Source organism: Streptomyces sp. ICC4 (assembly GCF_003287915.1).
In the GTDB taxonomy this organism is placed as follows: domain Bacteria; phylum Actinomycetota; class Actinomycetes; order Streptomycetales; family Streptomycetaceae; genus Streptomyces; species Streptomyces tritrimontium.
Map to the genome: position 1 here is coordinate 1,220,594 of NZ_CP030286.1, position 12,642 is coordinate 1,233,235.

Annotated in this window: 10 protein-coding genes; 4 read left to right on the top strand and 6 right to left on the bottom strand. The window is 72.8% G+C overall.

Annotated elements, in window-relative coordinates; genetic code table 11:
* Nucleotides 1-3 precede the first annotated feature (3 nt).
* Nucleotides 4-987: a methylmalonyl Co-A mutase-associated GTPase MeaB gene (meaB, locus tag DRB89_RS05585; protein ID WP_112447053.1), complete on the top strand. Its 984-nt coding sequence runs from the start codon at nucleotides 4-6 to the stop codon at nucleotides 985-987.
* Nucleotides 988-1,008: 21 nt separating this feature from the next.
* Here meaB and DRB89_RS05590 read toward each other — a convergent pair whose 3' ends face one another.
* From DRB89_RS05590 to DRB89_RS05605, 4 genes are read right to left on the bottom strand one after another with little or no spacing between them, the layout of a single operon-like run.
* Complete coding sequence (locus DRB89_RS05590) at nucleotides 1,009-1,413, bottom strand: hypothetical protein (RefSeq protein ID WP_112447054.1); 405 nt, start codon at nucleotides 1,411-1,413, stop codon at nucleotides 1,009-1,011.
* A complete protein-coding gene (locus tag DRB89_RS05595) occupies nucleotides 1,406-2,269 on the bottom strand; it encodes a heavy metal-binding domain-containing protein (protein ID WP_204357640.1) in 864 nt (287 codons plus the stop codon). The genes DRB89_RS05590 and DRB89_RS05595 overlap by 8 nt, the downstream gene beginning before the upstream one ends.
* A gap of 1 nt (nucleotide 2,270) precedes the next feature.
* Nucleotides 2,271-3,143 (bottom strand): heavy metal-binding domain-containing protein, encoded by an 873-nt coding sequence (locus DRB89_RS05600; RefSeq protein WP_112447055.1) that lies wholly within the window; start codon nucleotides 3,141-3,143, stop codon nucleotides 2,271-2,273.
* Nucleotides 3,144-3,186: 43 nt separating this feature from the next.
* Nucleotides 3,187-4,197, bottom strand: a complete 1,011-nt coding sequence (locus DRB89_RS05605; protein ID WP_112447057.1) for an asparaginase — start codon at nucleotides 4,195-4,197, stop codon at nucleotides 3,187-3,189.
* Nucleotides 4,198-4,325: 128 nt separating this feature from the next.
* Between DRB89_RS05605 and DRB89_RS05610 the strand changes: the two genes are divergently transcribed.
* Nucleotides 4,326-4,781 (top strand): Lrp/AsnC family transcriptional regulator, encoded by a 456-nt coding sequence (locus tag DRB89_RS05610; RefSeq protein ID WP_112447060.1) that lies wholly within the window; start codon nucleotides 4,326-4,328, stop codon nucleotides 4,779-4,781.
* On the opposite strand, the gene DRB89_RS05615 is transcribed toward DRB89_RS05610, so the two are convergent.
* Complete coding sequence (locus tag DRB89_RS05615) at nucleotides 4,747-9,519, bottom strand: caspase family protein (RefSeq protein ID WP_112447062.1); 4,773 nt, start codon at nucleotides 9,517-9,519, stop codon at nucleotides 4,747-4,749. The genes DRB89_RS05610 and DRB89_RS05615 overlap by 35 nt on opposite strands.
* Nucleotides 9,519-10,424 carry a hypothetical protein gene (locus DRB89_RS05620; RefSeq protein ID WP_112447064.1) on the bottom strand — a complete coding sequence of 302 codons (906 nt, stop codon included), beginning with the start codon at nucleotides 10,422-10,424 and terminating at the stop codon, nucleotides 9,519-9,521. Before DRB89_RS05620 ends, DRB89_RS05615 begins: the two co-directional genes overlap by 1 nt.
* A 178-nt stretch (nucleotides 10,425-10,602) precedes the next feature.
* Between DRB89_RS05620 and DRB89_RS05625 the strand changes: the two genes are divergently transcribed.
* Both DRB89_RS05625 and DRB89_RS05630 read left to right on the top strand, forming a co-directional pair.
* Nucleotides 10,603-12,183: an amidohydrolase gene (locus DRB89_RS05625; protein ID WP_112447065.1), complete on the top strand. Its 1,581-nt coding sequence runs from the start codon at nucleotides 10,603-10,605 to the stop codon at nucleotides 12,181-12,183.
* Complete coding sequence (locus DRB89_RS05630; protein WP_162688476.1) at nucleotides 12,180-12,410, top strand: hypothetical protein; 231 nt, start codon at nucleotides 12,180-12,182, stop codon at nucleotides 12,408-12,410. The genes DRB89_RS05625 and DRB89_RS05630 overlap by 4 nt, the downstream gene beginning before the upstream one ends.
* Nucleotides 12,411-12,642: the final 232 nt, after the last annotated feature.

Below are 12,642 nucleotides of genomic sequence, written 5' to 3' on the forward strand. Positions count from 1 at the left end.
CGGGTGGCGAAGATCGACGTTGCCGTTTACACGAAGGGCGTACTCGACGGGAAGCGCGCGTTCATCGCGCGCGCGATCACCCTCGTCGAGTCCACCCTGCCCGCGCACCGGGTGCTGGCGCAGCAGCTGTTGACGGAGCTCCTCCCGCACGCGGGGCGGGCGCGCAGGATCGGCATCAGCGGCGTGCCGGGCGTGGGCAAGTCCACGTTCATCGACGCGTTCGGCACGATGCTGACGGGGCTCGGCCACCGGGTGGCGGTCCTCGCGGTCGACCCTTCGTCCACCCGCACGGGCGGCTCCATCCTGGGCGACAAGACCCGGATGGAGCGCCTCGCCGTCGATCCGGCGGCCTTCGTGCGGCCCTCTCCCTCGGCGGGCACGCTGGGCGGGGTCGCGAAGGCCACCCGCGAGTCGATGATCGTGATGGAGGCGGCGGGCTACGACGTGGTCCTCGTCGAAACCGTGGGCGTGGGCCAGTCCGAGACCACGGTCGCCGGCATGGTCGACTCCTTCCTCCTGCTCTCGCTGGCCCGTACGGGCGACCAGCTCCAGGGCATCAAGAAGGGCGTCCTGGAACTGGCCGACGTCCTGGCGGTGAACAAGGCGGACGGCCCGCACGAGCGCGACGCGAAGTCGGCGGCGCGCGAGCTGTCGGGAGCCCTGCGCCTGATGCACCCGGCCGACGCCGCGTGGACCCCGCCGGTCCTGACGTGCAGTGCCCGCGAGTCGACGGGCCTGGAGGACGTCTGGAACCGCCTGGAACAGCACCGCGTGCTGCTGGACGCGGGCGGTCGTCTGACGGCGAAGCGGGCGGCGCAGCAGGTGGAGTGGACCTGGTCGATGGTCCGTGACGAACTGCTGGAGCGCCTCCGCTCGAACCCGGCCGTACGGGGCCTGGCCCCGGGCCTGGAATCGGCGGTCCGGGCGGGCACCTTGACCCCCACCCTGGCGGCGGACCGCCTCCTGGCGGCGTTCACCGCTTCCTAGGCGCACGGGGCCCGGCGCTTCCTAGGGCCGCGGCCCGTCCAGGAAGCGTTCGACGGCCTCGCGGGCCCGGGCGTTCGAGGCCGCGGCCTCGGCCAGGGACCGGGCCAGGGCGTCGATCCACTCGTCCAGGCCGACGGGGCGCCTCGAGAGCACGATGCCCCGCACCGTGTGGCAGATCTCCCCGGCCACCCGGCCCCGGTCCGTCCGCAGCGAGAGCCGCCGCTCCCCGAGCTCGACGTCCAGTGCGGCGACCGGGCCCTCGCGCCCGGCCAGCCGCTGCGCCACGGAGCGCCTGCGCTCGATCCGCACCGTGCCGGGCGGCAGCGAGTCCGCCAGGTTCGCCGCGAGCACCCTGACGTACAGGTCCAGGTCCGCGCTGTCCCGCCGCAGCGCAGCGGCCAGAAGTTCCACTTCCCGCTCAGCCATCGAGGCCCAGCACCATGGTCGGCCGGTCGATGACGTGGTCCTCGCGCAGCGGGCGCACCGCCGTCCCGATCGCGAAGAACTCGGTGGTGTGCGAGCCCCAGGAATGCGAGTGCTGCCGCAGGTCGACGGCCACGATCCCCTCGGCCTCCAGGGCCTGCCCCTCCGCCCGCATGCGGCTCATCGCCAGCTCGCGCGCGTGGTAGAGCGCCTGGGTGAACGGTTCGATCTCGACGTTGCGGCCCGAGGTGCTCAGCACCTGGGCGAAGCGCTGGTGCGCCACGTGGTAGACGCACGACCCCATGACCATGTCCAGGGGCGCGTATCCGGCCCGGACCAGCGTCCAGAAGTCCTGGCCGGACAGGTTCGAGGTGAACGGCTTGCCCTTGTTGTTGAGCCAGGTCCCGCCCGGGCCCGGGTCCGCGCCGTCCGCCTTCACGGCCGTGCCGACCGCGATGAACTCGGCGATGTCCGAGCCGAACTCCTTGAACTCGATGTCCAGCCGGACCCCCACGATCCCGTCCGCCCCCAGCGCGCTCGCCTCCGCCTCCATCCGGCTCATCGCCAGCTCCCGCGCCTCGTACATGGCCTGCGAGAGCTTGGTCAGCTCCTGGTTCTTCGACCAGCGGCCGAGCTGGATGCCGACGTGGTAGACGGAGGAGCCGAGGACCAGGCCGAGCGGGCGGAAGCCGACCTCGCGCACCAGCAGGAACTCGTTCACGCTCAGGTCGGAGGTGAACAGGGAGCCCCGCTCCCCCGGCTGGAGCTGTGCGAGCCGCCGCATCGCGTCCTCGGGCAGGCCCTCGTCGGCCGGCCCCCCTGCTTCCCCGATCAGTTCCCGCCCCGTTCGCTCGCTCATGTCAGTGCTCGCGCTCCAGTCTCATGATGGTCAGTGGCTTGGGCCCGGCGGGCCGCTGCGGGCGGCGGAACCGGGCGATGGAGGTCCCGACGAAGACCGCCTCGGCGCTGAGGTCGCGCGTGGACGCGTACGCCGGGCACTCGCTCTCGCCCACCGTCAACCGCACGTCGTCCACCACCACACCGTCGCCGCCGTGCTTCGCGGCGTCGAGGGCCAACTGTGCGCGGGCGTCCCGGCGGACGCGGTTGACCAGCAGGGTGTAGCCGTCGACCTCCTGGTTCCCGGCGGTCCAGCGGGTGCGGCCCGCGGTGCGCCAGTCGTCGTGCCGGATGCGGTGCGCGATGCCGAAGGCGAGTCCGGTGGGAACCCATCCGGTGTGCAGGAGCTTGGCGAAGTCCTGGCCGGTCAGGTGCGAGGTGAAGGGCCGGCCCGGCCGGATGCGCGAGCGGGCCCGCACCGCGGTGCCCAGTGCCGTGAACTCCAGGCCTCCCGCCGGGAATTCGCCGATCCGCAGCCGCACCCCGACGATCCCGTCGCCGCCGAGCGCGCGGCACTCGGCCACCGCGCGGGCCAGCGCCAGCCTGCGCGCCTCGTACATCGCGCGCACCGACTGCGACAGGGTCGAGGCCCACGGCGAGGGCGGCGCCGGCGTGTCGCCCGCGTCCGACCACGCGCCCGGGCAGCCCCACTGCCCGGTGTAGCCCATGTTGAAGACGGCCGTGCCGAGCACCTGCCCGACCGGCTCGAACCCGACGCCCTTGACCGCCGCGAACTCCTGCGACGACAGCGCCGAGTCCCATGTGCCGGCGGCCCGTGGCGCTGCCGTCCCGCCGGCCTCGCCCCCCGGCGGACCGGCATCCCCCCGCTGTGCCATCAGCTCCTCATCGGCCCGCCGCCAACCCCGGTACGTGCTGCCGTCAGGCGGAGACCAGCACCGGCCCCCCGGCCGCCAGCGCCTGGCGCAGCACTCCCGCCCGCTCCGCCGCGTCGCCCCCGGCCAGCAGTGCGGCGAGCACCGCCATCCGCGCCTGGGGCGCCCTCAGCGTACCCGTGGGCACGGCCCCGGCCTCGACCAGGTCCACCGCGCCCCCGTGGGTATAGATCTCCGTCACCGGCCCGGCGCCGACCCTCGTGGTCAGCGCCACCAGCACGCCCTGCCCGATCGCGGCCTTCACCGCGTCCACGATCTCCGGCGTCGCGTTCCCCGCCCCCGTGCCGACCAGCACGATGCCCCGTGCGCCCGCCGCCACCGCGGCGTTCAGCAGCACCGGGTCACCGCTCGCGTGGTGCATGACGACGTCCACCCGCGGCGGCCCTTCCGGCTCCTCGGGCATCGCCGGCAGCGGCAGCGGCTCCGGCCGGACCGGGTTCCGCAGCACGGTGACCTTCCCGAAGCCGACCTTGCCGAGCAGTTCCTTGGACGGGTCGGCGAAGGCGTCCAGCGCCACCGCCTGCGTCTTGACCGTCCCGCGCGCGGCGTGCACGCGCCCCGCGAAGGCGATCAGGACACCGAGCCCCCGCGTGGTCGCCGCGGTCAGCAGGGCATCGTAGAGATTGCCGGGACCGTCACCGTCCGCCGCGCCCATGGGCCGCTGCGAACCGGTGAAGACGACCGACCGGGCGTCGTGGTGGTGCAGGTCGACGAAGAACGCCGACTCCTCCAGCGTGTCGGTGCCGTGGGTGACGACGACGCCTTCCACACCGGGGTCGGCCAGCACCTCGTGCACGGTCCGCAGCAGGGTCAGCTGGTGGGCGGTGGTCAGCCGGGGGCTGTTGACGCTGAACAGGTCGACGACCTCGATGGTGACGCCTTCGGGCAGCGGCGCGGTCGCCATGACCTCGGCCCCGTCGGCGTCGGCCGCGAACCCGGAACCCTGCCAGCGACTGGCTATCGTCCCGCCGGTGCTGATGACGACGATGCGTCCCATGACGGCCGCCCTCCCTCTCACACAACTCCGCACAAATTTTCTACAAACCGCAATGGTAGGCCGATCTACGCGCAACGCGATTGCGAATTCGACCCCACACGCAATACTGGATAGCCGATAATTGCGCCATGGACGCGATCGATCGAGAAATCTTGCGCGAGCTCCAGGCCGATGGCCGGCTCAGCAACCAGGAGCTGGCCCAGCGCGTGGGCCTGACCCCCTCCCCCTGCATGCGCCGGGTGCGCCAGCTCGAACAGGACGGGGTCATCCAGGGCTACCGGGCGGTGATCTCCCCCGAGGCCGTGGACCGCGGCTTCGAGGTGCTGGTCTCCGTGGAGGTCCGCCGCGACCGCGAGGCGGTCGAGGCGTTCGAGGCGGCCCTCCAGGACATTCCCGACATCATCGAGGCCTACCGCCTCTTCGGCAGCCCCGGCTGCCTCCTGCGCATCGCGGTGGCGGACCTCCGCGCGTACGAGCGCCTCTGGATCGAGAAGCTGACGGCCCTCTCGGGCGTCACGGAGGTCAACTCCCAGATCATCATGAAGCGCATCAAGGAACCGACGGGACTCCCGGTCGGCCACTGACCACGCCGAGGCGCTCGCGCCAGGCGGCGGAGAGCCGGGGGCGCAGGAACACCACTCCCTGCTGGGTCCCGACGGCGAGGTCGAGGAACGGGTTCCCCGGCAGCGCCCGCAGCGAGGTCACCAACGCGGGCAGCGGCGCGGACCAGACTTTCTCGCAGCTGGGCAGATGACACAGGGCCACCCCCTGCCCGTCACTGACCGCGACGAGCGCCTCACCACTGGGCGCTGTCCCGGTCCAGAGCAGGCGGGTCGCGGGGACGGGCAGGCTTCCGGTCGTGTCGGGGGAAGCGGAATCCCATACGGACACGGGACCGGGGATCGCATCGCTCGGGCGGCCCCTGTCCAGGTAGAGCAGGACCGGTACACCCGTTGCCGTGACGGCCCAGCGGAGGAAGAAGGAGTGCCCGAGCTCGAAGGGGTGAGCGGGCCCGTGGAATGACCTGGTGGTGGAGCTCGGCCGGCTGACCGCGTACTGGCGCTTTCCCGCGACATCGATGACCGATGCCGCACCGTCTCGGCCGTACTGCGCGACCCAGCGGGTTCCGGCCGCACCGTGATCGGGCACCAGCAGGACGACATCGTGCGCGAGCTCAAGCTCTCGGCTCTCGTGCGGAGCTCCTGTGGCGACGTTCCACATGCGGGCCAGCGTCGGGGGCTTCTCCCCGTCCGCATCCACACCGGCCGCACCGGAATCGACGGCGCCACTCGTGGGAAGGCGCCCACCCACGCTGTGGTCCCTTCCTTGTACCCCTCTGGACCCCGCCAGGAGAACCGTGTCGCCCGAGGGCACCGTGAACACGGTCGAGCAGACGTAGTCGTTTTCGGCATCGACGGTCCACGGGAGGTTCACCCACTCCGACGACTCGTCAGGAGCGTTCAGGAGACGCACACGGGTGTGCACACCATCGAATCCGACGACGCGGCTGTGCGGCTGCCCGGTGGCCGGCGGAAGGAGCTGTCCGCGGGAGTCGTCTTCCCCACGAAGGAGCCAATCGATGGACGTGCTCTCGACGGACCCTCCGGGTCGAACGCGGTGCCAGACGCGCAACGAGAGCGGAACCCGCCGCTGCGACCCGTCGGGCACCTGGGCATCCGCCTCGTCCACGACCGGCGCGTATTCCCAGGCGAGGAAGTGGAGCGTACCGTCAGGATCTTCGAAGCAGTCCTCCTCCTCCAGGCGATATCCGGGCTGGACCGCCTCGGCGGAGGAGAGCGGGCCGCCCTTCGGCCTCCGGCCGTCGAGGGGCGACTCGAACCTCATGAAGGAGCCTCCGGACAGAGCCAGGGCCGCACTGGGGTCCTGCGTCCAGGAGAGAAGGCGTTCGATCTGGCGGAGCTCCCCATCGGCGATCCCGGATCGCGTCCCTCCTGTCCCCGCCTCGTGCACTCCCCACGACCAGAGCCTGGCGGTTCCGTCGTTGCCGATGGCCAGCATGTCGGGTCCGTCGGCTCCCGGAGCACTGATGAGACGCAAGCCGCACACAGCGCCTTCGTGCCCCAGGAGCAGCGGGCCGACCGTGTCACCCGAGACGCAGTCGACCACCATGGACGGATGGGTCCCGAAGCCGTCCACCAGCGCGTAGAGGCGCCCTTCGTGTGTCACGGGCGCCATGAGCATCGCGCCGGACGCCCCGTTGTCCTCGGCCTCGGTCCACCGGGTCGGGCCGTCGAAGTCCGTGATCAGCAAGCGATCGTGATCTTGCGCCACAAGGACCGGATCCGCACGGCTGCCGTACGCGAATCCAGCCAAATGCACCTGCCATTCGGAACCTCCGAACGGCATGGACCTGCTCTTCCCCGACCCCGGGTCGAGAAGGGTGATCTCGACAGTGGGGACGGCGATGGCCGCGAGGGTTCCGTTCGGCCCGTGGAGGTGATCCATCAGCAGGGGGCGCGTCAGACCCTCCAGCAACACGCTCTCGACCCGTTCCCCCTCGAACGCGTGCAGCACGACCCGGCCCCGCACCCCGTCACAGGTGAGCAGGCTGACGCGGCCGTCCGCGTCATGGCTGAGACAGGCGGAGGCCCTGGCTTCGTCGTGCCACCTGCGGCCCTTCGGAGTGGGGCAGTCCACTTCCACGAGGAGCTCCGCCGACCGAAGGGAGAGCACGGCCACGCGCTCGCTGTTCCCGACGACGGCGACGGCTGTCCCGTCCGCGAGGAACCCGGCGTCGAAGAGCCACTCGAAGCCGGTGTCCGGAAGGGACCGGGCGAGCGTCTGGTGCTCCACGTCCCAGATCCGCAGCGTGCCCTCGGTGTCGAGGGTGACCGCCTCGAAACCCCCCGATCGGTCCGTGAGCAGCGCCAGGCCCACCACCCTCGCCGGGTGGGGAAGGATCGTCGACTGGGACGGATCGTCGAGCAGCCAGACGTGCACGTGGGGCTCCCGGGGCGGAGCCGCCAGCACCACCCTCCCCCCGTTGCGCAGCACGAGGTCTTCGATCGTCCAGTTCGGATTCATCGACCTGATCGCGTACGCGTCACCGTCGTGCCGTCCCACCACCCGGTGCGGAGTGATCGCGCGGGGCTCGACACGGACGTACTCCAAGGACGCCGAGAGTCCCTCCGCCTGGCGGGCCAGGGCCTCCTGCCCGTACGTGCCGGCCACGAAGGCCAGCAGGCCGGCCGGGTCGGCGGAGGTGTCGGGAGCCCGGCCCGCGAGGAGGTAGCCGTAGCGTTCGACCGCCATCGACAGCAGCGGGTTGCGCCTCGCGTGCCGCACCGCCGGCAGCAGCGTCGAGCGCTCCGCGCTCACCACGAACGCCGCGTCCTCGATCAGGTCGTCCAGCGCCCCGGAACCCGCCGCGTGGGTCGCCAGGTGGGCCCGGACATAGGGGTGGGCCCGCGGCCAGTCCCGCTCGGGGACCGGGCCGCCCGGGCCCGGACCCGGGACCAGGCCCAGCAGGATTTCGACGAAGCACTCCTGGACGTCCGCGAGATCACGGTGCTTGAGCACCCGGCTCTTCATGTGGTCCGTCAGTTCCTGGTGGTACAGCCGGAAGTACCGCGTCCCGTCCACCTCGGCATGGGCCAGGTACGAGCCGTCCTCCTCCAGCAGCACGTCCACGTCCGCCTCGGTGAGCGGGAGGCCGGACAGCCGCGCCGCCACCCGCACCCAGATCTTGCGCGGCAGTCCGTTGCCCTCGCCGAAGGCCAGCGCCGTGAGCAGCGCCATCGTCGAGCCGTAGCGCCCCGCCGGCAGCCGCTGGAGGTACGTCTCGAAGGCCCCGCCCACGTCCGAGGGGAGTTGCTCCGCCCAACCCGGCACGGTGGTGTCCACGGGCCGGCCGCGCAGCAGCGCGCTCGCGGTCATGCGGGCGACGAGGAAGCAGCGTCCGGCCCGGCGGGCCACCTCGCGCGCGACCTGGCGCCCGACGCCGGGCCGGTCCCGGTAGGGCGCGCCCGTGTCGCAGATGATCCGGGCGACGTACTCGGCCGTGTCCGTGTCCTCGGCGTACGCGCTGTCGTCGAGGTCGATGACGGGCACCCGGTCCCCGGTGTGGGGCAGCAGTTCGCGCCGCGAGCCGACCACGAGCCGGACGCAGGCGACCCCCGCGAGCGGGCGCAGCAGCTCCCAGGCGATGCGGCGCGCCTCGGCCTTGTCACCGCCCGGGCCGGCCTCGTCGAGCGAGTCGACGACGACGCGGAACGGCGTACGGCGGTCGGCCAGGGCCGCGAACAGGGCGGCGGGGCCGGCGGCCCGTACGTCCGCCGCGGCCGCGAGCCGGGCCACCAGCGCGTCCAGGGTCTGGTGGTGGGCGTTGACGGACGCGTCGGTGCACCCGTCCAGGACGAGGCGGCCCAGTACGGCGGACTTGCCCGAGCCCGGGTCCGCGGTGACGACGAGGAGCCCCGCGCCGCCCTCTCCCGCGAGGTGGGCCCGCGCCTCGCTCAGGGCCCGCTCCCGGCCCGTGAAGTAGGACCCCGGGTCGTACACCTGCTCCACCCCGCGCCCCCGCGGCTCGAAATGGGAGAAGAGGTCGGAGGTGTCCCCGCTGACGGGCCCGTCGCCGGTGACCTCGGCCGCGGGGTCGAACGAGGGGTTCGGGAAGAAGGGCGGCGGCTCCGCCTGGTCGACGGAGGAGCACGCGGCCCGCTGTCGCAGTCCGGACGCCGTGAACGACCGGTTGACGCGGTCGGCGACGGTCCCCGGCGCCAGGTGGCGCTGCGACGGGCCCTCCCCCTGCCCGCAGGCCTTGGCCAGTTCGGCGACGAAGGCGCCGTCGACCGCGGCGTCCCGGTGGCGCGCGGAGGCGAGCAGCCAGGTGCCCGAGCCGAGCGCCTCCCCGCGTCCCCGGCCGGCCACGATGGCGTTGGCCACCGCGCCGATCTCGGCGCCGGCGGCCGCCGCGTGGCAGGCGTCGACGATGAACAGCACGTTGCGCACGGGGGAGGTGGCGAGCACCTCGGCCAGGCTGGGCAGGGACAGCCACGAGCGCGGGCGGGCGTACGTGGTGTCCGCGCAGGCGAGCCGGTAGTTCCCCACGGGCGCCCGGTCCCCGTGCCCGGCGTAGTAGACGACGACCACGTCGTCCGCGGTGAGTCCCGGGGCGGCGCACCAGTCCGACAGGGCGTCCTCGAAGTCGGCGGAGTGCGGGTCCCGCGACACGGAGGCCAGTACCCGCTCGTACCCCATCGACCCGAAGAGCTCCACCACGGCTTCGACGTCATCGGGCACCAGGGGCAGTTCGGGATGCTCCCGGTACCGGCGCGTGCCCGCCGCGATGAGGTAGCGCATCAGTGGGCCCGTGGCTCCCGTGCGAGCCCGGCCGCGATGGCCCGGCCGGTCTCGACGGCCGTCAGGTAGCGCGTCGCGTCGTGCATGTGGCTGCCGTTGTGGACGGCCTTGTCGACCACGCGCGCGCCGTACGCGGGGCTCAGTTCGCGCACGAGGGACACGATGTCCGTGGCGTCGGCGATGTTGGTCCAGTCCCGCACCGGCTTCGGCCACACCGCGCGGCCCTCGGTCGGAGCGGGCCGGAGGCGGTCGAGGACCAGGGCGCGCATGCCCAGCGGGGATCCGAGGGTGACCAGGGCGCGCACGTCCCGGTCGCCGTGGTGCGCCTCGTCGCAGAGCGTCTCGTAGGCGACGACCGAGCCGAGGGAATGGGCGACGACGACCCGAGTCTCGGGTGTGATCCGCGCCGCGACCCTGGCCCGGGCGGCACGGCGGACGTCGTCGTCCGAGAAGTACGCGGCCATCTGCTTGAGGCTCCCGATCAGCGCCCGGTCGAGGACCCCCCGCAGGAACACCGCGCCGGTGAGCGCGTCGAGCGCCGCCCGCACCGCGTTCACCCGCAGCGCCTGCGAGACCAGCAGGCCCCCCGCACCGCGGGTTCCCGACTCCGCCGGATCCGGTACCCCCGGGTCGGTCCGGGCGGCTTCGGCCCACCAGGCCATGAGGAGCCGGAACTCCTCCTCCGTCTCGACGTCGCCCGCGTCGTACGGGGGCTCCTGGCCGGACCGCGCGCCGGCGGGGCGGAACAGGTCCCCGTAGAACGCCACTCCGACGTCGTCGGGCGCCGGAACCGGACCGCCCGCGAGCCGCACACCACCGAGCAGTTCGGGTACGACGTCCCGCGCGAGCGAGTCCTCGCTCAGATACTGCTTGCCCACCCCGTGCACAAAGACGACAGCGCTCAATGCCCCTCCCGCGTAAGGAGAACAAGCCTACGCGAGCGACTCCCGCCCCCTGCCGGATGCGTGGATCCCGGCGCCGGGCAGGGGTCGCGGTACGCGCGTTGACCGTGCGCCGGGGGTTCAGTTAGGCTTGCCTAAGTTGAATCGGGCGGCCGAGACCCCTACGACGGACGGACTGCCCTTGCTGTGTTCGAGGCTGACCAACGCGAACATCCTCACCATGGACCCGGCCCGCCCGGTCGCCCGCGACCTGGGCATCTGGCGGGGCCGCATCGTCGGCCTGGACGAGGCCGTGACCTCCCTTCCGGCCCGCGAGGTCATCGACGTGCAGGGCGCCACCGTGCTGCCCGGGTTCATCGACAGCCATGTCCACCTGGCCTGGACCGGACTGAAGCAGAGCACCCCGAGCGTCGCCCCGTGCGAGCGGGTCGAGGACGTGCTGGCGGTCGTGGCCGAGGCGGTCTCCCGTACGGCCGCGCCCGGTACGTGGGTTGACCTGATGGGCTACGACCAGCGGGCCCTGGGACGGCACCTGACCGCCGCCGAGCTGGACACGGTCAGCCGCGGGCGCAAGGTGTTCCTGATGCACGACTCGGGCCACGGATGCGTCGTGAACAGCACGGTCCTCGCCCTGCTCCCGGCCGATGTCCCGCACCAGGACGGCTTCCTGGCCGAGGGCGCCATGACCGCCGCACGCGGGCTCCGGCTGCCGTACGGGCAGGCCGAACTCGCCGACGCCGTCGAGCGGGCGGCGCGCACCTGCCTCGCCGAAGGCGTGACCGCCGTCGCCGAGGCGGGCATCGGCGGCGGCCTGCTCGGCAACAGCCCGGTGGAGCTCGGCGCCTACCAACTGCTGCGGGACCAGGGCAGGCTGCCCCTGCGGGTCCAGCTCATGGCGGCGGGCGACACCCTGACCCCCCGCGACGCGCAGCGGGACGACGGCATCCCCCGCGCCCTGGACCTGGGCATGCGCACCGGGTTCGGCGACGACTGGCTGTCGCTGGGCGCACTCAAGATCTACACCGACGGCGGCATGATGGCCCGCACGGCCGCGCTCACCGCCCCGTACGCGGGCACGGACCACACCGGCCAGCTCCAGGACGACCCCGACCGCCTCGCGCAGCTCATCGTGGACGGCCACCTGGCCGGCTGGCAGCTCGCCGTCCACGCCATCGGCGACCGGGCCGCCGACCTCGCGCTCGACGCGCTGGAACGGGCACAGCGCCTGCGGCCCCGGCCGGACGCCCGGCACCGGATCGAGCACGCCGGGCTGATCCGCCCCGACCAGCTTCCGCGCTTCGCGCGCCTGGGCCTGAGCGCGGTCGTCCAGCCGACCTTCCTGCACTCCTTCGGGGACGACTACGCGGACGTGATGGGCGAGGAGCGGGCGCCCTGGATGTACCGGGGCCGGGGTTTCCTGGACCACGGGGTGACGCTCGTCGGCAGCTCGGACCGCCCCGTCACCGACGGGGCACCGCTGAGGGCCGTGCAGTTCATGGTCGAGCGCGCCTCCGCCTCCGGGCGGCGGATCGGGCCCGACGAGGCGATCACCGTCGAGGAGGCGCTGCGCGCCTACACGGTCGCCGGTGCGTACGCCTGCCGGTGGGACGACAGCGCCGGCAGCCTCACCCCCGGCAAGCGCGCCGACCTGGTCGTCCTGGGAGACGACCCGCGGTACGTCGATCCCTCCCGGATCGGCGACATCGAGGTCCTGACGACCTTTGTCGACGGACACGAAACGACGGATGCGGGAAAGCTGTGAGCAGTCAGATGAACGTCCTGGAACAGTTCTCCCCGCTGTGGGAGGTGCCCGCCATGCCGCCGCGCTGGGTGATCTGGCACGCGGGCGCGGGTGATTCCATGGTCTTCGACCGGGAGTTCAACATCCCCGTCGACGTGGACGACGCGGTCCTCGCGGAGGTCATGCGCCGGATGCGCGAGGCGGGGACGCCGGAGAGCGAGGCCTACCCCGGCCGTCCGTGCGGGTAGCCGCCGCGCGCGTCGGCTTGGCCCAACGACCTAGGTAAGGCTAACCTTACTTCGACCGTTCCGCCGGGGGTCCCGCGCCGATCCGGCGTCCCGGACTTCGTCCGGGAGACCCCCGCACCCGCGCACCCGCGCACGGCGGAACCGAGGAAGGAACACCTTGACCACGGCCACGCTGCCCCCTGCCGCCGCGCTCGCCACCCTGCCGTCCCGCACCCCCGCCACCCGGTGGCAC

Bases quoted from the DNA above. Each gene is read 5' to 3' on its own strand.
- DRB89_RS05590 (WP_112447054.1), bottom strand. From the start codon at position 1,413: ATGGCTGAGCGGGAAGTGGAACTTCTGGCCGCTGCGCTGCGGCGGGAC.
- DRB89_RS05595 (WP_204357640.1), bottom strand. From the start codon at position 2,269: ATGAGCGAGCGAACGGGGCGGGAACTGATCGGGGAAGCAGGGGGGCCG.
- DRB89_RS05600 (WP_112447055.1), bottom strand. From the start codon at position 3,143: ATGGCACAGCGGGGGGATGCCGGTCCGCCGGGGGGCGAGGCCGGCGGG.
- DRB89_RS05605 (WP_112447057.1), bottom strand. From the start codon at position 4,197: ATGGGACGCATCGTCGTCATCAGCACCGGCGGGACGATAGCCAGTCGC.
- DRB89_RS05610 (WP_112447060.1), top strand. From the start codon at position 4,326: ATGGACGCGATCGATCGAGAAATCTTGCGCGAGCTCCAGGCCGATGGC.
- DRB89_RS05615 (WP_112447062.1), bottom strand. From the start codon at position 9,519: ATGCGCTACCTCATCGCGGCGGGCACGCGCCGGTACCGGGAGCATCCC.